22 protein-coding genes, 1 tRNA gene and 1 pseudogene are annotated in these 25,112 nt (G+C 70.1%); 12 read left to right on the top strand and 12 right to left on the bottom strand.

Going from position 1 to position 25,112, the window contains the following annotated elements; all coding sequences use genetic code 11:
• Positions 1 to 51 precede the first annotated feature (51 nt).
• Complete coding sequence (locus ACZ7SW_RS33890) at positions 52 to 1,278, top strand: metal-dependent hydrolase family protein (protein WP_470234442.1); 1,227 nt, start codon at positions 52 to 54, stop codon at positions 1,276 to 1,278.
• A complete protein-coding gene (locus ACZ7SW_RS33885) occupies positions 1,275 to 2,129 on the top strand; it encodes an alpha/beta hydrolase (protein WP_470234441.1) in 855 nt (284 codons plus the stop codon). The genes ACZ7SW_RS33890 and ACZ7SW_RS33885 overlap by 4 nt, the downstream gene beginning before the upstream one ends.
• On the opposite strand, the gene ACZ7SW_RS33880 is transcribed toward ACZ7SW_RS33885, so the two are convergent.
• The gene (locus ACZ7SW_RS33880) at positions 2,107 to 3,543 is read right to left on the bottom strand and encodes an amidase (RefSeq protein WP_470234440.1); all 1,437 of its coding nucleotides are present in this window, start codon (positions 3,541 to 3,543) and stop codon (positions 2,107 to 2,109) included. The genes ACZ7SW_RS33885 and ACZ7SW_RS33880 overlap by 23 nt on opposite strands.
• A 153-nt stretch (positions 3,544 to 3,696) precedes the next feature.
• Between ACZ7SW_RS33880 and ACZ7SW_RS33875 the strand changes: the two genes are divergently transcribed.
• The 3 genes from ACZ7SW_RS33875 to ACZ7SW_RS33865 all read left to right on the top strand — a co-directional run bounded on the left by ACZ7SW_RS33875 (position 3,697) and on the right by ACZ7SW_RS33865 (position 6,777).
• Positions 3,697 to 4,641 carry a response regulator transcription factor gene (locus ACZ7SW_RS33875; RefSeq protein ID WP_470234439.1) on the top strand — a complete coding sequence of 315 codons (945 nt, stop codon included), beginning with the start codon at positions 3,697 to 3,699 and terminating at the stop codon, positions 4,639 to 4,641.
• 141 nt (positions 4,642 to 4,782) lie between these two features.
• On the top strand, positions 4,783 to 6,045 hold the full coding sequence (locus tag ACZ7SW_RS33870; RefSeq protein ID WP_470234438.1) for an alpha-hydroxy acid oxidase: 1,263 nt from the start codon (positions 4,783 to 4,785) through the stop codon (positions 6,043 to 6,045).
• 60 nt (positions 6,046 to 6,105) lie between these two features.
• On the top strand, positions 6,106 to 6,777 hold the full coding sequence (locus ACZ7SW_RS33865; protein ID WP_470234437.1) for a GntR family transcriptional regulator: 672 nt from the start codon (positions 6,106 to 6,108) through the stop codon (positions 6,775 to 6,777).
• A gap of 53 nt (positions 6,778 to 6,830) precedes the next feature.
• Here ACZ7SW_RS33865 and ACZ7SW_RS33860 read toward each other — a convergent pair whose 3' ends face one another.
• The 6 genes from ACZ7SW_RS33860 to ACZ7SW_RS33835 form a co-directional block, all read right to left on the bottom strand.
• Positions 6,831 to 7,985 (bottom strand): LLM class flavin-dependent oxidoreductase, encoded by a 1,155-nt coding sequence (locus tag ACZ7SW_RS33860; RefSeq protein ID WP_470234436.1) that lies wholly within the window; start codon positions 7,983 to 7,985, stop codon positions 6,831 to 6,833.
• Entirely contained in the window at positions 7,982 to 8,992 is a 1,011-nt protein-coding gene (locus ACZ7SW_RS33855) for an ABC transporter substrate-binding protein (protein WP_470234435.1), read from the bottom strand. Before ACZ7SW_RS33855 ends, ACZ7SW_RS33860 begins: the two co-directional genes overlap by 4 nt.
• Positions 8,979 to 9,683 carry an ABC transporter ATP-binding protein gene (locus tag ACZ7SW_RS33850; protein ID WP_470234434.1) on the bottom strand — a complete coding sequence of 235 codons (705 nt, stop codon included), beginning with the start codon at positions 9,681 to 9,683 and terminating at the stop codon, positions 8,979 to 8,981. The genes ACZ7SW_RS33855 and ACZ7SW_RS33850 overlap by 14 nt, the downstream gene beginning before the upstream one ends.
• A complete protein-coding gene (locus tag ACZ7SW_RS33845; RefSeq protein ID WP_470234433.1) occupies positions 9,668 to 10,483 on the bottom strand; it encodes an ABC transporter permease in 816 nt (271 codons plus the stop codon). Before ACZ7SW_RS33845 ends, ACZ7SW_RS33850 begins: the two co-directional genes overlap by 16 nt.
• 527 nt (positions 10,484 to 11,010) lie before the next feature.
• The gene (locus ACZ7SW_RS33840) at positions 11,011 to 11,721 is read right to left on the bottom strand and encodes an MBL fold metallo-hydrolase (protein WP_470234432.1); all 711 of its coding nucleotides are present in this window, start codon (positions 11,719 to 11,721) and stop codon (positions 11,011 to 11,013) included.
• A 24-nt stretch (positions 11,722 to 11,745) separates the two neighbouring features.
• The gene (locus ACZ7SW_RS33835; RefSeq protein ID WP_470234431.1) at positions 11,746 to 12,246 is read right to left on the bottom strand and encodes a mycothiol transferase; all 501 of its coding nucleotides are present in this window, start codon (positions 12,244 to 12,246) and stop codon (positions 11,746 to 11,748) included.
• A gap of 43 nt (positions 12,247 to 12,289) precedes the next feature.
• Between ACZ7SW_RS33835 and ACZ7SW_RS33830 the strand changes: the two genes are divergently transcribed.
• The 3 genes from ACZ7SW_RS33830 to ACZ7SW_RS33820 all read left to right on the top strand — a co-directional run bounded on the left by ACZ7SW_RS33830 (position 12,290) and on the right by ACZ7SW_RS33820 (position 17,045).
• Complete coding sequence (locus ACZ7SW_RS33830) at positions 12,290 to 13,186, top strand: DMT family transporter (protein ID WP_470234430.1); 897 nt, start codon at positions 12,290 to 12,292, stop codon at positions 13,184 to 13,186.
• 410 nt (positions 13,187 to 13,596) lie between these two features.
• Positions 13,597 to 15,288, top strand: coding sequence for an ABC transporter ATP-binding protein (locus ACZ7SW_RS33825; protein WP_470234429.1), 1,692 nt, complete (start codon positions 13,597 to 13,599; stop codon positions 15,286 to 15,288).
• On the top strand, positions 15,285 to 17,045 hold the full coding sequence (locus ACZ7SW_RS33820; protein ID WP_470234428.1) for an ABC transporter ATP-binding protein: 1,761 nt from the start codon (positions 15,285 to 15,287) through the stop codon (positions 17,043 to 17,045). Before ACZ7SW_RS33825 ends, ACZ7SW_RS33820 begins: the two co-directional genes overlap by 4 nt.
• Before the next feature lie 48 nt (positions 17,046 to 17,093).
• On the opposite strand, the pseudogene ACZ7SW_RS33815 reads toward ACZ7SW_RS33820, so the two are convergent.
• The 3 genes and pseudogenes from ACZ7SW_RS33815 to ACZ7SW_RS33805 all read right to left on the bottom strand — a co-directional run bounded on the left by ACZ7SW_RS33815 (position 17,094) and on the right by ACZ7SW_RS33805 (position 19,409).
• Positions 17,094 to 17,732, bottom strand: a pseudogene (locus ACZ7SW_RS33815) (transposase family protein).
• Between the two features lie 106 nt (positions 17,733 to 17,838).
• Positions 17,839 to 18,048, bottom strand: a complete 210-nt coding sequence (locus ACZ7SW_RS33810; RefSeq protein ID WP_470234427.1) for an MbtH family protein — start codon at positions 18,046 to 18,048, stop codon at positions 17,839 to 17,841.
• Between the two features lie 23 nt (positions 18,049 to 18,071).
• Entirely contained in the window at positions 18,072 to 19,409 is a 1,338-nt protein-coding gene (locus ACZ7SW_RS33805; RefSeq protein ID WP_470234426.1) for a lysine N(6)-hydroxylase/L-ornithine N(5)-oxygenase family protein, read from the bottom strand.
• A gap of 137 nt (positions 19,410 to 19,546) precedes the next feature.
• Here ACZ7SW_RS33805 and ACZ7SW_RS33800 point away from each other — a divergent pair, with 137 nt between their 5' ends.
• A complete protein-coding gene (locus tag ACZ7SW_RS33800; protein ID WP_470234425.1) occupies positions 19,547 to 20,494 on the top strand; it encodes a methionyl-tRNA formyltransferase in 948 nt (315 codons plus the stop codon).
• Positions 20,495 to 20,814: 320 nt separating this feature from the next.
• Here ACZ7SW_RS33800 and ACZ7SW_RS33795 read toward each other — a convergent pair whose 3' ends face one another.
• Positions 20,815 to 22,452 carry an ABC-F family ATP-binding cassette domain-containing protein gene (locus ACZ7SW_RS33795; RefSeq protein WP_470234424.1) on the bottom strand — a complete coding sequence of 546 codons (1,638 nt, stop codon included), beginning with the start codon at positions 22,450 to 22,452 and terminating at the stop codon, positions 20,815 to 20,817.
• 121 nt (positions 22,453 to 22,573) lie between these two features.
• Between ACZ7SW_RS33795 and ACZ7SW_RS33790 the strand changes: the two genes are divergently transcribed.
• The 3 genes from ACZ7SW_RS33790 (at position 22,574) to ACZ7SW_RS33780 (ending at position 24,543) form a co-directional block, all read left to right on the top strand.
• Positions 22,574 to 23,464 carry a PaaX family transcriptional regulator gene (locus ACZ7SW_RS33790; protein WP_470234423.1) on the top strand — a complete coding sequence of 297 codons (891 nt, stop codon included), beginning with the start codon at positions 22,574 to 22,576 and terminating at the stop codon, positions 23,462 to 23,464.
• Positions 23,461 to 24,231 carry an enoyl-CoA hydratase/isomerase family protein gene (locus ACZ7SW_RS33785; protein WP_470234422.1) on the top strand — a complete coding sequence of 257 codons (771 nt, stop codon included), beginning with the start codon at positions 23,461 to 23,463 and terminating at the stop codon, positions 24,229 to 24,231. The genes ACZ7SW_RS33790 and ACZ7SW_RS33785 overlap by 4 nt, the downstream gene beginning before the upstream one ends.
• A gap of 238 nt (positions 24,232 to 24,469) precedes the next feature.
• Positions 24,470 to 24,543, top strand: a tRNA-Pro gene (locus tag ACZ7SW_RS33780).
• A 215-nt stretch (positions 24,544 to 24,758) separates the two neighbouring features.
• Here the strand turns inward: ACZ7SW_RS33780 and ACZ7SW_RS33775 are convergent.
• Positions 24,759 to 24,926: a hypothetical protein gene (locus ACZ7SW_RS33775; protein ID WP_470234421.1), complete on the bottom strand. Its 168-nt coding sequence runs from the start codon at positions 24,924 to 24,926 to the stop codon at positions 24,759 to 24,761.
• Positions 24,927 to 25,112: the final 186 nt, after the last annotated feature.

The raw sequence follows: 25,112 nt of genomic DNA, 5'->3' as shown, positions 1-25,112 counted from the left end.
GCACAGTTTATCCATTGGAAAAGAACGCTGCAACGACGGAGGGAACGGCGCGTGGGAAGTTTTCAGGTAGTCGGCGCGACGGTCGTCGACGGCTCGGGGCGCGATCCCGCGCGCGTCGCCGTCACCGTCGAGGACGCGCTCATCGCCCAGCTCGGCACCTCCGGCGCGTCCGGCGAGCGCCTCGACGCCGACGGGCTGACGATGACGCCCGGCCTGATCGACGCGCACGTTCACCTGGGCTTGTCGAGCCCGATCCAGCCTCAGTTCTCGTTTCAGCTCAGCGCCGCCGAGATCGCGGCGGACATCTTCGCCACGGCAGGCGCGGCGCTCGACGCCGGGTTCACCACCGTCCGGGACACCGGCGGGATCGACGGCGGCGTCGTCACCACGATCGCCAAGGGCAAGGTCCGGGGACCGCGCGTGCTGTCGTGCGGACCTGTCCAGTGCCAGACCGGCGGGCACGGCTACTACGGACCCGACTGGGAGCCCACCGAGCTGTGGAGCAGCCATCACATTCCCGGTCTGGCCGCCCTGTCGATGATGTCCGGGAACGCGAACGAGCTGCGAAGCAACGTACGCGAGGCCTTCCGTCGAGGAGCCTCCTTCCTGAAGCTCTGCGTGACCGGCGGCGTGGTCAGCGCGCACGACAAGCTGACCGATACTCAGTTCACCGTGGAAGAAATCGCCGTCGCGGTCCAAGAAGCCGCGGCGCGGGGCACTTATGTGACGGTGCACGCACACAACAACGAAGGCATCCGGAACGCGGTCGAGGCCGGGGTGCGGTGTGTCGAGCACGGCACTGATATCGACGAGTCCACGGCCGCCCTGATGGCCGCTCGCGAGGTTGCCCTGGTGCCCACTTTCGCTGTCGTCGAGCACCTTCTGCGCGACACCGCCGAAGCCGGCCTCGGCGAGTCGATCCGCGATCGGGCGCTGGGCGTTCGCGAGCGGATGGCCGAAGCGCTCGCTGCCGCCAAGGCAGCCGGGGTGCGGATCGGGCTCGGATCTGATCTGATCGGTCCGGCTCAGGACCGCCGAGGAGAAGAGCTCACATTGCGCGCAGACCTGGAGACGCCGATGGAAGCCCTCGTAGCGGCCACCAAGACCAACGCCGAGATCCTCGGCCTCGCCGGCGAGGCGGGAGTGATCGCTCCCGGCCGGCAAGCGGATCTCGTTCTCTGGAACGGCAACCCGCTCGAAAATCCCACCCTGTTCGCCGACTCCGCGAACGCGGTCGTCGTCGTCCAAGCCGGACGCGTAGCAAAGGATCTCCGATGAGCACTATGTGGCAGGGCTGCCTCGCCGGCACCGACTATTTCGAAATGCGTTCCCGCAGCGGGCACGCCTACGGCATCTGGGTCACCACGCCGCCGGGCTACGACCCCGCCCAGACCCGGGTGCCGGTCGTGTATGTGCTCGACGGCAACTGGGCCGTGGGCATGACGGCTCCGCTCATCGTCACCCAGGCCGATCCCATGCAGCAGATCCAGCCCTACCTCCAGGTCAGCGTCGGCTACGCGGGCGAGGAAGCACCGGACTGGGCGCGGCTGCGCAACCGGGACCTCGTGCCGCCCGGCGAACCCATCGCCCAGGAGTTCGTCGACGCCGTGGAGATGGGAATCGAAACGGGCAGGATGACCCAAGAGGAAGCCGACGCCTACCTCGCCGAACTGCGCGACAGCCGTGCCGACGAGTTCCTGGCCTTCCTCACCGACGAACTGCACCCGCGGATCGAACGCGCCTACCACGCGGCCGCGAGCGGGCACGGCCTCTTCGGCTACTCCTACGGCGGGCTTTTCAGCCTCTACGCCTGGCTCAACAGCGGGACGCACTTCGAGAGCATCGGAGCGGGCAGCCCCGGCCTTGTCGGCGAAGACAGCCGAATTTTCGCCCAGCTCAACGAGCTTGGCGACAGCCTGCCCGCCGCCAAGCTTCACGTGACCGTCAACGACCAAGAGCTGCTCGGAGACCTGGCCGTCTACCAAAGCCTCGCGAAGAACACGGCCGCCTTCCTGCACCGCCTCACGTCTCGCGAGGGAGCCGTCACCAGCGCGGTCCTGCGCGAAACGCACGTGACTGGGTTGCAAGCCTCGTTCCTCAGCTACCTCAGGACCTGCCGGGCCCAGTAGCCGCGACGTGGACGGCGGGCCGCCGGTCCGCCCACGGCATCGCCTCCTCCAGGAACGCCGCGACCCGCAGCAGCAGCGATTCCGAACAGACCGGACCGCCCAGCTGGACGCCGATCGGCAAGCCCTGCGAGGACTGGCCGAGCGGAAGGCTGATCGCCGGAGCGCCGGTCTGGTTGAACAGCGGCGTGAACGAGCAGGCGTCGAAAAGCTGCCTGGTCCACTCGGCCGCGGTGAGATCGGCGTTCGCGTCGAGGCGGCCCAGCGGCAGCGGCGGGGTGTTGATAGTCGGGGTAAGCAACAGGTCGTATCCGGTGAAGAACCGGCCTGCGGCACGGGAAACGACGTTCATCGCACCCAGCGCCGCGGTCAGTTCCATCGCGCTGATCGAATGGCCGTACTCGACGCACGCCCACGAGGTGCGCTCGAGGTTGTCCGGGCTCGCCGCGACCCCGGTCATCTCTTCGATCCCGGCGACCGCACCGGCGAGGAACCCCGACCACAGCACGTGATTCGCGTGCAGGAACGGCTCCCATTCGAAGACCGGCGTCGCGCGTTCGACGTGGTGACCCGCCGCTTCGAGCACCTCAGCGGTCGCCTCGACCGCGCGCGCCACCTCCGGGTCGACGTAGCTGCCCGCCCAGGATTCGGTGTGCACGGCGATGCGCAACCGGCCCGGGTCGGCACCGACCTCGTCCAGCCACGGGCGCGCGGGCGGAGCGAGGACGTACGGGTCGCCCGGATAGCTCACCGCGACCTCGTCGAGCAGGGCCGCGGTGTCCCGGACCGTCCGCGACACCGCGAGTTCGACGCCCATTCCGTACAGCGGATCGGCGAAATCCGGCCCGGCGGGCACCCGGCCGCGAGTCGGCTTCAGCCCGACCAGGCCGTTGCAGGCGGCGGGAACGCGGATCGAACCGCCGCCGTCGTTGGCGTGCGCCCCGGCCGCGACGAGCGCCGCCGAACCGCCGCTGGAACCCCCGGCGCTGTGCGCGGTGTTCCACGGGTTGCGAGTCGAACCGTAGGCCAGCGCTTCGGAGTTGGCGTTGAATCCCAGCTCCGGCGTGGTCGTGACGGCCAGCGTCGCCAGGCCCGCCGCGCGGAAGCGCTCCATCAGGTGGGTGTCCTCCGGCGGCACGGCGCCCTTGCCGAGCAGCCGCGTGCCCATCCGGGTCGGTACTCCGGCGGCGTGCAGGACGAGGTCCTTGATCGCGAACGGAACCCCGGCGAACCGGCCGCCGCGCGAGTAGCCGAGCGGGCGCTCGAACGGCCCGTCGGCGACCGCGTTCAGCTCCGGGTTCACGGTGCCGATGGCTTGGACCGCCAGCACGGCGACCTCCTCGGCGGTGACCTCGCCGGAGGCGATGACCGCGGCGAGCGCGGTCGCGTCGAGGGCGGTGTATTCGTCGAGGTTCATCCAGTCTCCTTCGGCCGGGGACCCCGAACGCTACGAGCGGGCGCGGGCGGCGGCATCGGTCGAAAAGCCGTTCCGCTCCCGCCGCGGATGTGCGCGCCGTTGACACCCCCGACGGCGGACGTTCATGCTCCGTTCGGCAGCGGAGGTTCGGAGATGACCGCGGATCTGCAGTGGTGGGCTCGGCTCGCCCAGGAAGTGCGCGCGGCGGGCCGCGGCGAACTCCCCGTCGAAGCTCCGCTCCGCGCGGTGCGGGACAAACTCGGGTTCGCCTGCGCCGCCTTGGTGAGCGGCAGCAAACAGCGCACCGCGACGGTCAACCTCGGCTACCCGGCGGACATGCTCGGCTACCTGACCACGACCTACCGCTGGAAATGCCCGATCCACCTGCGCGCGGCCCGGCTGGGCCTGCCGCTGCGCTTCGTCGACGTCCCGGAGGCCCACGAGACCAGGACGTACCGGGAAGGCATTCAGCCGTACGGTTTCCGCGAGGGATTGACCTTGCCGCTCGCGCCGGGGGCCGGGCCGGAACGGAGTTTCGTAGCACTGAGTTCGACTCACGACCGGCCTCTGGACGACGGGTCCGTCCTCGCGCTCACGATGCTGTCGCACGATCTCGCCGCCCTGGCCGACCCCGGCGCCGAACCAGGCGATTCCGCCGCCGACGCGGTGGTGTGCGTTTCGCGCGCCCAGGTCGAGGTGCGGTCGACCGCCGTGGAGCGGCTGCCGCTCAGCGAGCGCGAATTCCTGCTCGCCACGCGGTGCGGCGCGCGGGCCGGATTCCGCCATCGGGACGCGGACGGCGCTTGGTGGCGAGTGCAGGCGCGGGCGCGCCGTCCGGACGGAATGCTGCTGCGGATCTTCCGCATGCCGGAGCCTGGGCCGTTGACCGGCCGGGAACTGGACGTGGTCGGGCTGGTAGCGCGCGGGTGGTCGAACGAGCGGATCTCGGCGGCGCTGGGGATCGCGATCCGCACGGTGCGCAGCCATGTCGAATCGGCGCTGACGAAGCTCGGCTGCCCGAACCGGACCGCGCTGGCCCGGCACGCGCTCGAACATGATCTCGACACTCTCGCCGCGTTGGAGGCCGCTCACCGCTGAGCAGATTGTGTCACACTCCTTGCACTGGCTCTGCCCTCATGTTTGACTCCTCCTGCCCATGAGTTCCCAAAGTGCCGGTGCGGCAAGCAGTTCACCGGTCGCACATTGTGTACCGATTTCTCGGCGGCCAGGAGGCAGCGGATGACCACGTTCGAACCCGAGCACCTGCCCCGGCGGCCGATCCGGCGGCGGCTGCCCCGGCCGTCGGAGATCCGGCCGCTGCTCAAGTTCCGGCAGCCGAGGTTCGACGTCCGCGAGCGCCGCCTCGCCACCGCGCACACCATCGACGATCTGCGCACCATCGCGCGCCGCCGCACTCCCCGGCCGGTTTTCGACTACGTCGACGGCGCGGCGGAGCAGGAGATCAGCATCGGCCGGGCGCGGCGGGCCTTCGAGAACGTCGAACTGCATCCGCGAGTGCTGCAGGACGTCACCGAGGTAGACCCGTCGGCGTCAGTCCTCGGTGGACAGTCGGCCCTGCCGCTCGTGCTCGCGCCCACCGGTTTCACGCGCATGATGCACCACGAGGGCGAGATCGCCGTCGCCCGCGCGGCCGCTCGCGCCGGGATCCCGTACGTGCTCTCGACGATGGGCACCACCGATCTCGAAGACGTCCGCGCGTGCGCGCCGACCGCGCGGCAGTGGTTCCAGCTCTACCTCTGGAAGGATCGCGCCGCGAGCGAAGCGCTGGTTGAACGCGCGGCGCGAGCCGGGTACGAAGCGCTCGTGCTGACCGTCGACACCCCGATCGGCGGGGCGCGGATGCGCGACGTCCGCAACGGACTGACCATCCCGCCCACGCTGACCGTCCGCACGCTCGCCGGGATCGCGGTGCGGCCGTCCTGGTGGATGAACCTGCTGACCACCGAACCGCTGCAGTTCGCCGCGCTCAGCAACTTCGACGGCACGGTCGAAGAGCTGATCGGCACCATGTTCGACCCGTCCCTGACCGTCGAGGACCTGCGGTGGCTGCGCGAGCTGTGGCCGGGAAAGCTGATCGTCAAGGGGATCCAGAGCGTCGCCGACGCCAAGGAGATGGCCGGTTCCGGCGTCGACGCGCTCGTGCTCTCGAACCACGGCGGCCGCCAGCTCGACCGCGCGCCGACCCCGCTGGAACTGCTGCCGCGCGTTGTGGACGCGGTCGGCGACGACTGCGAGATCATCCTCGACACCGGCGTCCGGACCGGGGCCGACCTGGTCGCCGCGCGGGCATGGGGCGCCTCGGCGGCAATGGTGGGCCGGGCTTACCTGTACGGCCTGATGGCGGCGGGAGAGCAGGGTGTCGACCGCGCGATCGAGATCCTCAGCGCGGAGTACACGCGGACGTTGCGGCTTCTCGGCGTCGTGCGCACCGACGAGATCAGCGCGGAACACGCGTCCCTGCGGCTGCCCGCCCGGCTTTGACGGCGGGCTCGGCTAAGATCGGCAGCGATTGTGGGAAGTTCTGCTGAAACGAGTGGCGAAGTGCGCGATCAGGCGGGCAGTACGCCGGGCGGCATCGCGCAAGCCCTCCGCGACGATCTTCTGGACGGCGTCCTCGAACCCGGGACGCGGCTCACCGAAGAATCGCTGAGCGCGCGATTCGGCGCCGGACGGCATTCGGTGCGGTCCGGGCTGCAGACGCTGGTGTCCGAGGGGCTGCTCGAACACCAGCGCAACAAGGGAATCGTCGTGCCCGCGGTGACCTCCGAACGCATCGACGCGATGTGCTCATACCGGTCGGTCCTGGAACTGGGCGCACTGCGCCTGGCGCTGCTCCAGAACGCGGATTTCGACGCGGTCGACGAGGCGGTGCGGCGGCTCGAAGCGCTGACCGCCGAGACGCCGTGGCGGCACGTGATCGAGGCGCACAGCGCGGTGCACGCGGAAATCGTGGCTGCCAGCGGAAATCCTCGCGTGGTCGCCTCGCACCAGGCGTGCTCGAACGAACTCAACTGCATGCTCGCGACGATCCGGGCCGAGTCGTCGGCCGAGCATCTGGCGGCGACGCACCGGCACCTCGTCGGCCAGCTCCGCGTCGGCGGCCAGACCGCCCTCAAGGCGCTGGAAGACGACCTCGAACTCGGCGGCCGCGCGATGATGCACCTCGCGCTGCGCCGCCGGAACGAGGTGCCCCACCTGCTGCCCGGGGACTAGGTGTCGTAAGTGGCTGTGCCGGTTAAAACCGTGCTGAGCCACTCACGACTCCCCTACTGCGCCGCGACCGCCTGCTCTCCCGGCACCGCCCGCAGCACCGGAACGTCGTCCAGCAACCCGCGCCGCGCCAGCTCCGGCCGCACGCCCTCGCCGAACCAGTACGCCTCCTCCAGATGCGGGTAGCCGGACAGGACGAACTCCGACACCCCGGCGTCGTGATACTCCTCGACCAGATCCGCGATCTCCGCGTAACTGCCCACGAGCGCCGTCCCCGCACCCCCGCGAACCAGCCCGATCCCGGCCCACAGATGCGGATGGATCTCCAGGTCCCGCGCGGTCGCCCCGGCCTTGCCGCCGTGCAGCGCGACCATCCGCCGCTGCCCCACCGACTCGCTCGCCGCCAGCTGCGCCTGCGCCTTGGCGATCTGCTCCGGATTCAACGCGGCGAGCAGCTTCTGCGCCTCCGCCCAAGCCTCGGCCGAGGTGTCGCGCGCGATCGTGTGCAGCCGGACACCGAACCGCACCGTGCGCCCCTCCCGCTCCGCCAGCTCCCGCACCTTGCCGATCTTCTCCGCGACCTGCGCGGGCGGTTCGCCCCAGGTCAGGTACACGTCGGCGTGCCGCGCGGCGACCGGGAGCGCCGCCGCCGAGGAACCGCCGAAGTACAGCGGCGGCACCGGAGCCGGCGCGGCGAGCGTCGTGGCTCCTTCGACGCGCAGGTGCTCGCCGGCGAAGTCGAACGGCTCGCCCGACCACACGCCGCGCACGATGGAGAGGAATTCGTCGGTCCGGGCGTAGCGGGCGTCGTGGTCGTGCCAGTCGCCGAAGCGGCGTTGTTCGATCGCGTCGCCGCCGGTCACGATGTTCAGCAGGACCCGGCCGCCGGACAGCCGCTGGAACGTGCCGGCCATCTGCGCGGCGAGCGTCGGCGAGATGACGCCCGGGCGGAACGCGACCAGGAACTTCAGCCGCTTCGTCTCGCGGATCAGCGCGGCGGTGGTCAGCCAGGCGTCCTCGCACCAGGTCCCGGTCGGGGTCAGCACGCCCTCGAACCCGAGCCGTTCGGCCGCGCGGGCGACCTGCGCGAGATAGTCCAGATCGGCGGGCCGCTGCGCGCTCGGGCCCTGGGATTTGTTGGCGTGGAAGCGTTCCACGATCGTCCGGCCGTCCCCGGTGGTCGGCAGGAACCAGTGCAGTTTGACGCTCATCCGTTCCTCCTCGCGGCCTCGATGTCAGGCCCGTAACGGCGGTCGACGAACGCCGCGAAGTCGACCTTCCCGGGCAGCGTGCCCTCGTTCGTGAACGCGTCGGCGAGCTGTTGCTCGGACGCGACGACGGAATCGTCCAGCGGAATCGGCTGGTCCCGGCCGGCGGAGACGGCCTTCTTCGCGACCTCCGACTTCAACCCGGTCTCCGCGGACCACGCGCGCGCCCAATCGTCTGGATGCGAATTGGCCCACAGCTGCGCTTTCACCACTCGCTGCACGAAATCCTTGATCGCCGAGTTCTTGCCCGGATCGGCCAGCGCGGTGGTGCTGGCGGTCTCGAAGGCGAGCCCGTTGGACGCGCCGCGACCGTCCGCGAGCACCCTGGCGTGGGCGTCGATCTGGGCCTGTGCGGTGTACGGGTCCCAGATCGCCCACGCGTCGATCTGGTGCTGGGTGAACGCCGCGAACGCCTCGGACGGCTGCAGGTACGAGATCTTGATGTCCTTTGTGGAGAGACCGGCCTTCTTCAGCGTATTCAGCAGCTGACCGTGCGCGGAACTCCCCTTCGCCACGCCGACCGTCTTGCCCCGCAAAGACGCGACATCGGTCAGCGGCGAATCCGGCGGCACCAGAATGGTCTCCCGTTCCACGTTGCTCTTCGCCACGCTCACCACGGAGATCTTCGCCTTCGACGCCGCCGCGAAGATCGGCGGCGTATTGCCGACCCGGCCGACGTCGATCGCGCCCGCGGACGCCGCCTCCAGCAACGGCGGCCCGGACGTGAACGTGGACCATTCGATCCGATACGGCGTCCCGCTCAGCTGATTCGCCGCCGTGAGCAGGGATTTCACCCCGCCCTTCTGGTCTCCGACGCGAAGCGTGACTTTCTTCAGCTCGGCCGGCGACACCGCGGCGGGCACCGGCGCACGACCGTCCGAAGTGGACGACGAGCAGGCGGCGAGCCCGGTCAGCAGAAGCGCCGCGGCCAGGACGTTACGCAGGTGCACCTTCGGTCACTCCCAAATCAGCCAGGACGCGGCTGCGTACCTCGGCGTTATCGGCGGCCTTCCGCGGACGCGGCTGGCCGAGAACGTGTTCGGCGACAATGTGGCCTTCGCCCAGGACGAGGATCCGGTCGGCAAGCACGAGCGCTTCGTCGACGTCGTGCGTCACCAGCAGCACTGCGGGCTGGTGCGTGCGCCACAGGTCCTCGACGAGACGGTGCATCGCCAGCCGGGTCAACGCGTCGAGCGCGCCGAACGGTTCGTCCAGGAGCAGCAGATCCGGCTCGCGGACCAATGCCCGGGCGAGCGAAACCCGTTGCGCCTCACCGCCGGAGAGCGTGAGCGGCCACTTGTCGGCGTGCTCCGCCAGCCGCACCTCTGCCAGAGCTTTCTCCGCGACGGCGCGGTCGTTGTCCTGACGCAGTCCGAGCACGATGTTGCGCCAGACCTTGCGCCACGGCAGCAACCGCGGCTGCTGGAACGCGACGGAAACCGTGCCGTCGACGCTGGCGGTGCCCTCGATCTCCTGATCCAGCCCGGCCAGCACCTTCAGCAGGGTCGACTTCCCGGACCCGCTTCGCCCGAGCAACGCGACGAACTCGCCTCGGCCGATGTCCAGGTTGAGTCTATTGAGGACAGTGCGGTCACCGAACTTCTTCGTGAGGTCACGGACCTCGACTACCGGACTCGCCATCGCAAGGCCCTCCTTTCGAGCAGCCGGACGAGCGCGTCGGTGACGAGGCCCAGCACGGCGTAGACCACGAGCCCGACCACCACCACGTCGGTGCGCAGGAATTCGCGGGCATTGTTGATGAGGTAACCGATCCCGGCGTCCGCGTTCACCGTCTCGCCGACGATCAGCGCCAGCCACGCGACCCCGAGCGACTGCCGCAGCCCGACCAGCGCCTGCGGCAGCGCACCCGGCAAAACGACGTGCCACAGTCGTTCGCCGCGCGTGAATCCCAGTGCCCGGGCGGCTTCCACGAGCAGCGGGTCGGCGGTGCGGATTCCCGAGTGGACATTCAGGTACAGCGGAAACGCCACGCCCAGCGCTACCAGAACGATTTTGGTCTCTTCGCCGATCCCGAACCACAGGATGAACAACGGGATCAAGCCGAGGAAAGGCAAGGTGCGCAGCATCTGCACCGGCGGATCGACCAGCGCCTCGCCCCACCGGGACAGTCCCGCGACAGCCCCGAGCAGGAGCCCGGCCGCCGCCCCGAGCGCGAATCCCGCGCCGACGCGGCCCAGCGAAACAACGAAGGCGCTGCCGAGCTCGCCGCTGCGGGCGACGTCGACGCCGGCCTGCAGGACAGTCCACGGCGAACTGAGTTTGTCGGGCGGCAACGCGCCGGTCGAGCTGGCGATCTGCCACGCCAAGACCAGCGCGACCGGGCTGATCCAGCGCCGCAGCGACGGCACTCGCCGCCGCTGCGCGCGCTTCGGCGCGGCCGTTTCGGCGCGCGGCAGCACGCCCGTGGTGGAAATCGACACGGATTTCTCCCGGGTGGGGGTTTTCGTTTCAGGGAAAGGAGTTCAGCGACGGGACAGACAGACCGCGCTCGCCTGCTGCCGGAGGTCGACATGCAGGCGGCACACGAGGAGGACGCCGCGCTTCATGCCCCGAGCTTCGATCCCCGGACGGGTGAAGTCAATGTCGCGCCGGACGGCTCTCACACACTGGAACCGGCGCGGCGGTGTACAGGGTTTGTTCACCGCTCGGGTACGCGGATGCCCGGGATGCGGGACGGGTTTCCCGCGCCGCTGCCGAACACCGGCGGCCCGGACAGCACAAAATTGTCGGTGCCGTGCGGTACAAGATCACTATGTTCTTTTCCCAGGCGCTGCAAGCGTTCTTCGCCCCGACCCCTCGCCGCGCACCCCATCAGGGCAGCCAAGCCGAGCCCACTCCACGAGCCACGTGCCGCACCACCGCTGCGGCGATCGCGACGGGCCGACCCCGGCGGGCTCCGGCGGTGCGCGCCGAGCCGAACGGCCAGCGGCCCGGGCAGAAATCCGGCTCAGCCGCCGAACATCAGCCGCCATTCCTCAAGAGACCGGGGCCGGAAGACGAAATTCGTCCCCTTCACCCGCGACAGCGACGCCGACGACTCCGGCGAATACTGGTGCCCTGGATACACCACCGGATCTCCCGGAAGCGTCGCCAGCCATTGCAGGCTGCGGAAAATCGCGTCGGCGTCGCCGCCCGGGAAGTCGGTCCGGCCGCAGCCCTCCAGGAACAGCGTGTCCCCGGAAACCAGCCGGTCGCCGACCAGGAAGCACTGGCTTCCGGGCGTGTGCCCCGGCGTGTGGAGCAGCCGGATGTCGATCGAACCGACGGTCACGACGTCGTCGTGCTCGTGGGCGCGCAGATCGGTGTCCGACACCCCGGTCACCCGGCGCACCCATTCGCTTTCCCGCGCGTTGACGTGGATCGGCACCGGCCGCAGCGCGAGCAGTTCCGCGATGCCCGGCAGCGAGAAGCCCATCATGTCGCCGCCGACGTGGTCGGGGTGGTGGTGCGTCGCGAGCACGCCGGTCAGCCGCATCCCGTCGGCTTCCAGCGTCTCGACCAGGTCGCCGACCGCGTACGCCGGGTCGACCAGCACCGCCTCGCCCGATTCGCGGTCCCCGATCAGGTAAGCGAAATTCACCATCTGGGTCGCGACGGGGTCCCCGACGGCGAAATCGCGGCCGGCGAGCAGTTGGCGGAAGTAGAGCTGGTCTGCCATGCCCCGCAGCCTAACGGTCGCCGCTCACTCCCCCACGGAGCCGTCGGCGAGCTCCCGCAGCGCGTCGAGGTGCCCGACGTGCCGCGCGGTCTCCTGCACGACGTGCGCCAGCACCCAGCGGACGGTGAACTCGCCGGACCGGCGCGTCCGGTCCTCCGGCGCCAGCCCGGCCAGCGCCGCCGCGGCCAGTTCCCGCTCGGCGCGATAAGCCGCGACGACCCCGGCGACGTCGTCTTCGGGAGCGAGGTCCCAGCTCGGGTCCGGCGACCCCGGCCACAACGACGGCGTGCCGGAGCCGCCCGCCTCGATCACCAGCCACCACCGCTCGACCGCGGTCAGGTGCTTGAGCACGCCCAGCGCGCTGGTCCGCCGCGAACTCGGCAACGGCGTCGCGGCCGCCTGCTCCCGGGTCAGCCCGGCGACCTTCCGCACCGCGGTCGCCCGGAGGAAGTCCAGGAACCGCGTTTGCACGGTCAGCTCGTCGCCGTCGAGCGGATCCGGCCAGACGCGCGCTACCTCCGCCATGGCCCCGACCCTACCGTCGCCGGACAGGAATACCCTCGGCGTCATGGTGTGGGGATTTCTGTGCGCGCTGCTGTCCGCGGTGGCCTACGGCGTCGCTTCGGTCATGCAGGCGGTGGCCGCGAAAGCCGCGCCCGACGAGGGCGGAGCCGGGGTCGACCCGCGCTTGCTGCTGCGAGTGCTGCGGCAGTGGAAGTTCGTCGTCGGCCTGCTGCTCGACGGCGTCGGGTTCGTCGCGCAGATCGCTGCCCTGCACGTCCTGCCGCTTTTTCTCGTGCAGGCCACGCAAGCCGCGAGCCTCGCGGTGACGGCTGTCTCGGTGCGGGTGTTCGGCGTCCGGCTCGGGGCGCGGGAATGGACCGCCGTGGGCGTCGTGTGCGCCGGGCTCGCGCTGCTCGGTTCTTCAGCGGAGAGCGAGGGCTCCAGCGAAGTCGGCCTGGGCTTCCGCCTGCCCCTGGCCGGTTCCGCTGTCGTGCTCGGGATCGCCGGGATACTCGTCGGCCGCGCCGGCGATCGCGTCCGCACCGCCGGGCTCGGACTGGTCGCCGGGCTGTGCTTCGGGCTGGTCGCGGTGGCCGGACGGGTCATCCCGAGCCTCGCGCCGCTCGACCTGCTGCGGGACCCCGCGCTGTACGTCGTCGCCGTCGCGGGTGCGCTGGCCATGCTGTTCTTCGCCACCGCACTGCAACGCGGGAGCGTCACCACCGCCACGGCGATGATGGTGCTCGGCGAGACGGTCATGCCGTCGCTGATCGGCGTCGTGCTGCTCGGCGACCGGACGCGGCCTGGTTTCGCCGTCGTCGCGCTCATCGGGTTCGTCCTCGCGGTCGCCGCCGCCTTGGCGCTGGCCCGCTTCGGCGAACCCGAACCGGCCGCAGTCTCAGCTGACGAGCAGCCACCGGAAGCAGAGCCCGCCGCGCGCGACGCCCACCGGCAGGCCTAACTCCCGCCGACCCGGACGGCAAAGGTTAGGCTAGCCTTTGCACTTGGCGGGACGAACGGGAGCACTCGGCGAACGGACCAGCCTCGCCCGCACGAACGGAGGGGCCGGTTGACCACGACCGCACGCACGGCTGGAGAGGACGCGCGACGCGACTGGGCGACGGATGCCGGTCTTCGCTGCCAGCTCGGCCTTCGCCCACCCGACGCGGAGGAGCCGGTGACCGCCGTACCCATCGTCGGCCGGGACGTCCTGTGCGGTGTCACCATCGACCCGCGGAAATCCGTCCTCGCCGCAGGCCACCAAGCACTCGCCCCGGCAACCGCGCCCACCACCGAACAAGACGCGCGGCCCGGCACGACCGGACAACGGAAATCAGCCCCGACCTCCACACGTCCCACGCGGAGACACCGGTGACCACTACCCCACCCAGAACCAGCCGCGAAGTCCTCCGCGGCGCCATTGCCGGCCAACGGAAATCCGTCCTCGCCGCCTCAGTCCTCGCCGCAGGCCACCAAGGCGGCGAAGCACTCGTCCCAGTAGTGATCGGCGTCGTGCTGGACCGGGCCGTCGGCGACAGTTCCGCGCTCACCCTCCTCGGCTGGCTGGCCGTGCTCGCCGTCGTCTTCCTCGTGCTCTCCTACAGCTACCGTTTCGGCGCACGAGCCGCCGAGCGCGCCTCCGAACGGGCCGCGCACGAGATCCGGCTCGCGGTCAGCCGCCGGGTCCTGCATCCGCGCGGCGGCGCGGAAACCGGGTCGCTCGCCGGGGAACTGGCGAGCGTCGGAACCTCGGACGCCCGCCGGGTCGGGATGATCAACGCGGTGCTCCCGTTCGGCATCGCGGCGCTCGCCGGGCTGGTCGTGAGCGCGGTCGCGCTCCTCCGGATGTCGGCGCCGCTCGGGCTGCTCGTCCTCCTCGGCACCCCGCCGCTGCTCTTCCTCGCCCACCTCATCGGCAAACCGCTCGAGAAACGCAGCGAACTGGAACAGGAACGCGCCGCGCACGCCTCGGGCGTCGCCGCCGACCTCGTCAGCGGGCTGCGGGTCCTGAAGGGCATCGGCGCGGAACCGGCGGCGACGGCGCGGTATCGGCGCACCAGCCGCGATTCCCTGCGGGCGACCGTCCGCGCGGCCCGCGCGCAGGCGTGGCACAACGGCGCGCTGCTCGCGCTCACCGGGATCTTCATCGCGATCGTCGCGCTCGTCGGCGGTTCGCTGGCGGCGAACGGCGAGATTTCGGTCGGCGACCTGGTCGCCGCGGTCGGACTGGCCCAGTTCCTGCAGACGCCGTTCACCATCTTCGCCTGGGTCAACGGCCAGCTCGCCCAGGGGCGCGCCTCCGCCGGGCGAGTCGCTGCCGTGCTCAGCGCGCCCCCTGCCGTCCCGGACGGAACCGGCGAGCTGCCCGTCCCGGCGCGCGGCAGCGTGACGTTTTCCGCCGTATCGCACGGAAAACTCCACGAACTCGACCTCACCGTCCCGGCCGGCGAACTGCTCGGCGTCGTCACCACCGACCCCGCCGCGGCCACCGATCTCCTCGACTGCCTCGGCCGGTTCGCCGACCCACGAGCGGGCACTGTGCACGTCGATGCAGTGGATCTGTCCACTGTAGACCCTGATCGGCTCCGGGACGTCGTCCTCGTCGCCGCGCACGACACCGATCTGTTCGAGGGCACCGTGGAAGACAATGTCCGCGGCGCGCTGCCCGCCGTCCCGGACGGAGTGCTCACCGCCTCAGCCGCCGACGAAGTCGCCGCGACTCTCCCGTACGGCACCGCCACCACGGTCACCGAACGCGGGCGATCGCTGTCCGGCGGGCAGCGACAACGCGTCGCCCTGGCTCGGGCGCTCGCCACCGAGGCTCCGGTCCTGGTGCTGCACGATCCGACCACCGCCGTCGACACCGTCACCGAAGCCCGCATCGCCGCCGGAGTCGCGCAGCTTCGCCGGAACCGGACGACGATCGTGGTCACCACCAGCCCGGCCCTGCTCGCGACGACCGACCGGGTCGTGCTGATCGAAGACGGCCGGGTCGTCGCCGAAGGCAGCCACGCCGAACTGGTCCGCGCCGAGACCGCCTACCGAGCGGCGGTGCTGTCGTGACCGAACGCGAACTCCTGCCCGTCGCCGCCGGACCGCGCATCCGGGCCGTCCTGGTCGACCTGCTGCGCCAGGCGAAAGGCCGCGCCGCCGGCTCCTTCGCCTTCGTGGTCGGCGCGACCGCGATCGGCCTGCTCACCGCTCCGCTGCTCGGCCGGGTCGTCGACCTCGTCGCCGCCCGGCAGCCCGCGGCCGCGCTCATCTATCCGGTCGTCGGACTGGTCCTCGTCGCCGTGACGTCCGCGATCGCCACCGCCATCGGCGTCTCGATGCTCGCCCGACTCGGCGAAACCATGCTCGCCGACCTGCGCGAACGGTTCATCGACCGGGCTCTCGGCCTGCCGCTGGAGCAGGTCGAAAAGGCCGGGTCCGGCGACCTGACCACCCGGGTGACCAACGACGTCGCGGTCGTCGCCGAAGCGGTCCGGCAAGCGCTGCCCGCGCTGGCCCGTTCGGTGCTGACGATCGTGCTCACCCTGGTGGCGATGGCGATCCTCGACTGGCGTTTCCTCGCCGCGGCCCTGCTGGCTGTCCCGATCCAGCTGCACACCGTCCGCTGGTACGTCCGCCGCGCGACCCCGCTGTATGCCGCCCAGCGCGCCGCCGTCGGCGCTCAACAGCAACAGCTTCTCGACACCATCGGCGGCGCCAAGACGGTCCGCGCGTTCCGTCTCGCGGACGCGCACGTCGACCGGGTCCGCGAACGGTCCGACGGCGCGGTGAAGCTGGCTTTGCGCGGGGTCCGCCTCGCCACCCGGTTCTACGGGCGGCTGAATCTCGCCGAGTTCGTCGGGCTTTCCGCGGTACTGGCGGCTGGGTTTCTCTTGGTGGGCGCGAATCTCGCGACGGTCGGTGTCGCGACGGCCGCCGCGTTGTACTTCCACAGCCTCTTCGGGCCGATCAACACCGCCCTCGCACTGGTGGACGACGCGCAGGCGGCGACCGCGAGCCTGTCCCGGCTGATCGGGGTGACGGATCTGCCTTCACCGGCCGAACCGAGCCGGGTCGGCCGTCCCGTTGACGCGTCGGTGAAAGCTGTCGACATCGGGCACTCCTATGTGGACGGACATCCGGTGCTCCGGGACGTCGATCTCGAAGTCGCCCCAGGCGAGCGCGTCGCGTTGGTCGGGGCGAGCGGAGCTGGGAAAACGACGCTGGCCAAGCTCATCGCCGGAATCCACCAGGCGAGCACTGGCACGGTGTCGATCGGCGGCGTTCCGCTCGACCAGCTCAGCCCGGCCGCCACCCGGCGCGCGGTGGCGTTGATCAGCCAGGAGGTGCACGTTTTCAGCGGGCCGTTGGCCGACGATCTCCGCCTGGCCGCTCCCGAGGCCAGCGACGCTGAGCTGCGGGCCGCGCTCGCCAAGGTCGGCGCGGCAGAATGGGTCGAGGGGTTGCCGGAGGGACTCGCGACGGTCGTCGGCGAGGGCGGTCATCGGCTGACCGTCACGCAGGCTCAACAGCTGGCGCTGGTCCGTCTGGTGCTCGCCGACCCGCCAGTGGCGATCCTCGACGAGGCAACGGCCGAGGCGGGCAGCGCGGGGGCGAAAACGCTGGAGGCCGTCGCAGCCGCCGCGCTCGAGGGCCGCACCGGCCTGATCGTGGCGCACCGCCTGACCCAGGCAGCGGCTTCGGACCGCATCGTCGTCCTGGACGCCGGAGCTGTGGTCGAATCGGGAACGCACGACGAACTGGTCGCGGCCGGCGGCCGGTACGCCACGCTCTGGACTGCCTGGTCCGGCCTGCGCAGCACGGATTAAACCGTTCTGTGAGAGGAACTCTGAGAAGTCGTTGCGAAACCTGGGTGGTTAGTCGTCGTGGTCTTGGGCTGGGCGGCGGGCTGCTTCGGTTTCGATGGGGCCGTGGGGTTCGATGTGCTCGTCGGCGAGGCGGGCAGCCATGAGCCGGATCATGGCTTCGGCGTGGGCGGTCTTGCGTTTGTAGTCGCGGGTCCAGCGTCTCCCGCCTCGTGAGCCAGCCGAAGGTTCGTACCCACCGGCGGGGCAGCACCTGAACGACTGCCACATCCGCGTTCCGGGGCACCGCCACGATCTCCACCCGCTCCCGGCGGCGGGCCCAGTCCACGAGGGCGGCGTCTGTCGAGTTGACGTAGCCGCCGTCCACCCACGCCAAACCGAGCAGCGGGACCCGTGCCCGGCTTCCGGTCAGCAGCAGCAGCCGCCTTCGACGGTTTTCACCGACTGCGAGTCCAGCACCGCAGCGCGGACTTCGTCGCGCAGCACGTCGCGCACCCGGGCCCAGGCGCCGTCCGCGGTCCAGGCCGCGAACACCCGCTGACCAGCACAAAACTGATCGTGTCAATGATCAGCCGACGCGAACAGACCGGCGGCCGCCCGCTCAGGCCCGGATGGCAACGGCTCGACCACCGCCCACTGCGCACCCGTCAACGACGAGCCATAAACCGGCTTGCACCTACACCCGCACACCCGGCCCGATGATCACCACACCCGGCCGCTACCACCACCGGCACACCGCACCAAACACCAGATTTCACAACACCCGCTGAGGGAATCAGGGTTCCCCTCACGGACGTCAGGACTCGTGGGACTTGATCAGCGAGAGCGGGCGCAGATCGGTCCAGGTCTGCTCGATGTGGTCCAGGCAGGCCTGCCGCGCATCCGGCCCGGATGTGGTCCGCCAGCCGTCCGGCACGGGTGCGAAATCCGGCCACAGGCTGTGCTGGCCCTCGTCGTTGACCAGGACCCGGTAAACACCGTCGGGGTTCTCGAACGGATTCGTCATAGCTCAGTCCTTTCCCTGCCCGCTCAGCGAATCCCGCTCACCGCGTACTCGACCGGGCCGGATTCGGCCGCTCGCCGGTCCACAATGGACCGCAGGATCTCGCCCACCCGTGCGGCGGTGTTAGACAGCAGCGACGACGTGATGCCGTGCGTGTGTTCAGTTCCGCCCTGCAGGTAGAGGCCGCCGCGCACCGCGGGGTCGGTCGTGATCCGGTAGTCCCGTTCGACCTTCAACCGGCCCTCGTCGTCCCGGCGGCATTGGCCGGCCAGTCCGCCGAGCAGCGGCGTCGGGTCGGCGGGCAGATAGCCGGTCGCGTAGACGACGGCGTCGGCGTCCAGCACCGAACGTTCGCCGGTCGCCAGCGATTCGACCGTCGCGCGCACGTGCGTGCCCTGGTCGGCGACCTCGACCGGGCGCGAGATGTTGAACAGCCGCAACCGTTCCACGCCGAGCACCTTTTCCTGGTACCGCCGCCGGTACAGCTCGTCGATGAGGTCCAGGTCGACCGCGGAGTAGTTCGTCGCGCCGTGGTAGCCCATCAAACGTTCCTTGACCGGTTCGCTCGCCGCGTAGAAGGAATCGACCGCCTCGGGGTCGAAAATCCGGTTGGCGAACGCACTGTCGTCGGCGGGGCTGTAGCCATAGCGGGCGAACACCGCGCACACCTCGGCGCGCGGGAACTCGTCGTGCAGCAAAGCGGCCACCTCGGCCGCGCTCTGGCCGGCGCCGATCACCACGAACCGGCGCGCGTCCGTGCCGCGCAACGACTCGACGCGGTGCAGCAGTTCGCTGTTGTGCCAGATCCGTTCCCCGGCGACAACCCCGTCCGGCAGCTTCGCGCGCAATCCGGTTCCCAGCACCAGATTCCGCGCCCGCAGCTCGGTGATTTCGCCGTCTGACTCGGCGCGCACGTCGAAGAACGCGATCTCGCCCCCGTCGCGCACCGGTTCGACCGAGACGACCTCGCTGCCGTAGGACACCAGGTCGTCGACCTTCGCCGCGGCCCATTCGAAGTAGTCGTGGAACTCGACGCGCAGCGGGAACAGGGTCTTGTGGTTGATGAAATCGACCAGCCGCCCCTTCTCGTGCAGGTAGTTCAGGAAGGTGAACGCGCTCGCCGGGTTCCGCATCGTCACCAGGTCCTTGAGGAACGACACCTGCATGGTCGCGGTGTCGATCAGCATCCCGCGATGCCAGCCGAACCGGGGCTGGCGCTCCAGGAAGTGCGCCGTGACCGTCTCCCCCGAGCCCGCGTTGTGCTCGGCGAGGGCGATCGCGAGCGCGAGGTTGGACGGCCCGAACCCGACTCCGACCACGTCGTACACCGGCACCTGGCTGTCCTCGGCCCCTGCTCGTGACATGAAAGTCCCCTAGCGCGGCACTGCCGCATCACCGTTCCCGACTGACCAATGCTCAAGAAACCCTAACCTAACTTAGGTAAGCCTCAACTAGTACTGTCTGGGTGATGTTCGTCCCGACCACGAAAGGTGCACCGCCGATGCGCGTGGCCATGTTCGGCTACCAGACCTGGGGACACCGCACCCTGAAGGCCCTCCTCGACGCGGGCCAGGACGTGCGGCTGGTGGTCACCCACCCGCCGAGCGACCACGCCTACGAACGGATCTGGAGCGATTCGGTCGCCGAGCTGGCGCGGGAGCACGGAATCCGCACCCTGCTGCGCACCCGCCCCGACGACGCCGAGCTTCTCGACGAGCTGAAGGCCGCGGACCTGGACCTGATCGTCGCGAACAACTGGCGCACCTGGCTGCCGCCGGAGATCTTCGCCCTGCCGCGCAACGGCACGCTCAACGTGCACGATTCGCTGCTGCCCGCCTACGCCGGCTTCTCCCCCATCATCTGGGCGCTGATCAACGGCGAACCGGAGGTCGGCGTCACCGCGCACATGATGAACGACGAACTCGACGCGGGCGACATCGTGGCCCAGCGCGCCGTCGCGGTCGGCCCGCGCGACACCGCCACGGATCTGTTCCACCGCACCGTGGACCTCATCGAACCGCTCGTGACCGAAGCGCTGGGCCTGATCGGATCCGGCACGGTCGTCCCCCTCGCGCAGGACCGGACGAAGGCGAGCTTCTTCCACAAGCGAGCGCCGCGCGACAGCCTCATCGACTGGACGTGGTCGGCCGAGGAGCTGGACCGCCTGGTGCGCGCCCAATCCGACCCGTACCCCAACGCCTTCACGTATCACCGCGGCGAGCAACTGCGCATCGTGCGCGCGTCGGTCTCGGACGGTCACTACGGCGGGACTCCTGGCCGCATCTTCATCCGCGAAGGCGAAGGCGTGGTGATCGTCGCGGGCCGGGAGGCTCGGCGGGGTCAGTCGCCGGGGCTGCGGATCGAACGCGTCCGGACGGCGGATGACCGGGAGCTTTCGGCCGCGGAGTACTTCACGACTATGGGCGGGTATCTCACCGACCGTCCCTAGGTCTGCCTCTCCTCGGCGTCGAACCTCGGGCTCTGCCCTGTTCGACGCCGAGGCGGGCAGTTAGTCGTACTGGTGGCGTCTCCGCTCACCGAAGACGGTCATCAGGAGCAGGTCTACGGACTATCCGGACCAAGGCCCTTGACGTTCACCGACGCGGTAGCTGAGATCGCGAGGCGACCGGCCGCGAGATCAAGCAGGCGCCGGTGGATTCCTCCGCGACGGGGCGTAACGCGCGACCGGACGAGAACCGATGGCTACGCCAAGCGAGCGGCGGCCACTGGCATCCGGCCGCCGCGGTGAGGCGCTAAGCGGCGCACCGGCTAACGCTCGGAAACCTTGCCCCCGTCCACGTCCAGCCGCCGAGTCACTGAGACCGCGTCCAGCATCCGCCGGTCGTGCGTCACCAGCAGCAGCGTGCCGGGGTACTCGTCCAAAGCGGACTCGAGCTGTTCGATCGCGGGCAGGTCCAGGTGGTTGGTCGGCTCGTCCAGCACCAGCAGGTTCACCCCGCGCGCCTGCAGCAACGCCAGCGCCGCACGGGTGCGCTCGCCGGGCGAAAGCGTCGCGGCCGGACGCAGCACATGCGCCGCCTTGAGCCCGAATTTCGCCAGCAGGGTACGGACTTCCGCGTCGGCGAGCGACGGGACCTCCTTCGCGAACGCGTCCGCCAGCGGAAGGTCGCCGAGGAACAGCCGGCGGGCCTGGTCGACCTCGCCGACCACCACGCCCGGGCCGAGCGCGGCATTGCCCTCGTCCAGCGGCACCCGGCCGAGCAACGCCGCCAGCAGCGTGGACTTGCCCGCGCCGTTCGCGCCGGTGATGGCGACCTTGTCCGCCCAGTCGATCTGCAGATCCACCGGCCCGAGCGTGAACCCGCCGCGGCGCACCACCGCGCCCCGCAGCGTCGCGACCACCGCGCCCGCGCGCGGAGCGGCCGCGATCTCCATCCGCAGCTCCCACTCCTTGCGCGGTTCCTCGACGACCTCGAGCCGCTCGATCATCCGGTCCGTCTGGCGCGCCTTCGAGGCCTGCTTCTCGGTGGCCTCGCTGCGGAACTTGCGGCCGATCTTGTCGTTGTCGGTCGCCTTGCGGCGGGCGTTCTTGACGCCCTTCTCCATCCACGCGCGCTGCATGCCCGCCCGCGCTTCCAGCGACGCACGGGTATTGGCATATTCCTCGTAGCCCTCGCGCGCGTGCCGCCGCGCGACCGCGCGTTCCTCCAAATAGGACTCGTACCCGCCGCCGTACGTCTTCACCTGCTGCTGCGCCAGGTCCAGCTCCACCACGCGGTCGACCGTGCGGGCCAGGAACTCGCGGTCGTGGCTCACCAGCACGGTGCCCGCGCGCAGCCCGGTGACGAACCGCTCCAGCCGGGCGAGCCCGTCGAGGTCGAGGTCGTTCGTCGGCTCGTCGAGCAGGAAGATGTCGTACCGGCTGAGCAGCAGCGACGCCAGCCCGGCACGCGCGGCCTGCCCGCCGGAGAGCGAAACCATCGGCTGGTCGAGGTCGACGGCCAGTCCGAGGTCCGCGGCGACTTCGCCGGCGCGGTCGTCCAGGTCGGCGCCGCCCAGCGCGAGCCAGCGGTCCAGCGCGGTGCCGTACGCGTCGTCGGCGCCGTCCGCGCCCGCGGTAAGCGCATCGGTCGCCGCGTCGAGCGCGGTTTGCGCGGTGGCGACACCGGTGCGGCGCGCGAGGAAAGCGCGCACCGACTCGCCCGGACGCCGCTCCGGCTCCTGCGGGAGGTGCCCGACGGTCGCCGTCGGCGGGTTCAGCCGGACCTCGCCGGATTCCGGGCGGGTCAGCCCGGCCAGCGTGCGCAGCAAGGTGGACTTGCCGGCGCCGTTGACGCCGACCAGTCCGATCACCTCGCCCGGGGCGACGACGAGATCGAGACCGGAGAAGAGAACGCGGTCACCGTGGCCCGCGGCCAGGTCCTTCGCGACGAGTGTGGCGCTCATATCGGAGCCGAGTTTACGGGTGCCGCTCGCGCCGCGTGCCGCGTGTCGGCTCCGTCACTCCGAGTGGGTACTCTGGGCGGGTTGCCGGGTCCAACGAGAGCAGTGAGGTCGGTGAAAAGCGATGGCGGAACCCGCCCCCGTCCCGTTCGGCCGGGGGAAGCAGCGGGCTCCCCGGCCGACCGTCAGCAGACGGCGCGAGGTGAGCCACGCCAGTGCGCGGTCGCTGCTGATGACTGTGCTGGGCGAGTACGTGCTGCCGCGCGACCGTCCGGTGTGGACGTCGATGCTGGTCGAATCCCTCGGCATGCTCGACATCGAGGAGAAGTCCGCGCGCCAGGCGCTGGCCCGGTCCGCGGGCGAGGGCTGGCTGGTGTCCGAACGCATCGGCCGCCGGGTCCGCTGGTCCCTGACCCCGCCCGGACGGCGCCTGCTCACCGAGGGCGCCGAGCGCATATACGCCTTCGGCCGCGACGCGCATCCCTGGGAGAACCGCTGGCTCATGCTGATCGTCTCGGTGCCGGAGGCGAAGCGCGACCTGCGGCACCGCCTGCGCACGCGCCTCACGTGGGCCGGCTTCGGTTCGCCGGTGGCGGGCGTCTGGGTGAGCCCGGACCCGAGCCGCGAGCCCGAAGCGCAGAAGATCGTCGCCGAACTGGGCCTCGAAGCGCAGGCGATGTCGTTCACCGCGGAGTACGGCGCGATCGGCGACCAGGAAAGCATGGTCGCGCGGTCCTGGGACCTGTCCGAGCTGACCGACCGGTACGAGGACTTCATCGACCGGTTCACCGGCGTCTCGCCCTCCGGCGCGCAGGCGATCCTGCGCGCCCAGACCGAACTCGTGCACGAGTGGCGGCGTTTCCCGTTCCTCGACCCGCAACTGCCCGCCGAACTGCTGCCCGCGAGCTGGAGCGGAGCCAAGGCGGCTGAACTGTTCCACCGCAAGCACGTGGAATGGCGGCCGGCCGCTCAGGCGTACTGGGACCAACTCACCGCGAACGAGGAGCAAGCATGACCAAACTGGAGCGCGACGGCGGGCTCGCCGTGCTCACCATCGACGAGCCGCCGCTCAACCTCTACACGCTGCTGCTCCAGGACGCGCTTCTGGACGCGATCGGCTCGCTGGAGGAAACGCCCGCCCGAGCCCTCCTGATCCGCGCCGAAGGCCGCGTTGTGAGCGGCGGGGTCGATGTCGCGCTCTTCGACGCGCAGTCTTCTCCCGCCGAGGCGAAGGTGCTCTTCGACGAACTGCTCACCGTCCCGGATCGCCTTGCCGCACTGCCGTTCCCAACGGTTTTCGCCGCGCATGGTCTCTGTCTGACGTGGGCTTTCGAGGTCGCGATGGCCTGCGACCTATTGCTGGCTGCCTCCCGCGCGAAATTCGGCCTGGTGGAGAAGGTCGTCGGCCTGACGCCCACGATGGGCGGGACGCAACGCCTCGCCGCGCGGGCTGGCGTGGCCCGGGCGAAGGAGTTCGTGTTCACCGGTTCGCCTTTCGACGCAGTCACTCTTGAACGCTGGAACGTCGTCAACCACGTCCTCCCCGACGAGGGTTTCGACGAGGCAGCCCGGGAATTCGCCCGGCAACTCGCCGAAGGCCCCACCCAGGCACACGCCGCGACCAAGCGCGTACTGGCCCATTTCGAGCACGGCGGGGTGCCGGAGGCGAACTCGCATGTGACGGCTATTGCCGCGGACCTCTACAACACGGAGGACCTGCGAGGTGCGGTGAAGTCGTTCCTGGCCGAGGGTCCGGGGAAGGCTCGGTTCACCGGCCGCTGAGCGGGTTCTGCTGTCCAGCCCTGGCCCTTGCGTGGGACCAGGGCTGGTTTTTTGTGCCTGTGCCCAGTGGTGCGGTTGCTCAAGGCGGTGCCGTTCTCGCCTCTCGCGGGCCGGAACGTTGTTCGCGCGGGTTTGCGCAGGTCAGGAAGTAATGAAGACCTCGTTGCGGGGCCGGTTTGGGGACCCGCTAGAGTAGTCGCATCGCACTCCACGAGGGGTTCTTCGGGGAGTGAGAGTCCGGGCTGTGGCGCAGTTTGGTAGCGCACTTGACTGGGGGTCAAGGGGTCGCAGGTTCGAATCCTGTCAGCCCGACCGGACGAACAAGCCGCTTGGCTTGGGTGAAAGCCCAGGTCGGGCGGCTTTTTTGTTTCCCGAGCCTGGAAGGGTCTTGATCAACAGCCTCCAGCGCTTGGGGACCATTTGGGGACCAGAGTCCCGACTTGGCGATACAGCCGACGGCCTGACCGTCCAAATAGGACCATGGGGTGCCAGGCGACTACCCGTCCGGCACCCCACAGCTTCATCCCCTACTTCTTGTGCTTTGTCGGGTCAACCTCGACGTAGCCCTGCCCCTTCTTGGGCGTCGGCGGCATCGGCTTCCCCTTGACGGCGGTAACTTCGGTCTTGCTGCCCGGAACCTTGTACTGACCGGACGAAGGTGCCGGAGTGCCCGGCCGGACGACTTTGCGCGCCATCTCAACCTCCTGTGTTCGCTGCGAGCTCGAACACCTCAGACTGGGACCGGCCTTGATGCCGTCCCGACCTCCTTGTACAGTCAACACAACATCTAGTGCCGTGCGGCAGAGTGAATCCCTATCAGTAGTGGACCGGTCGCCGACAGCGAACGCCTGTGCGACAGACTCCCGCTTTCAGACCGCTCG

Source organism: Amycolatopsis sp. NPDC114484 (assembly GCF_055633755.1).
The sequence above is the reverse complement of the archived record's forward strand: the minus strand, read 5'-3'. Positions and strand labels throughout refer to the sequence as shown.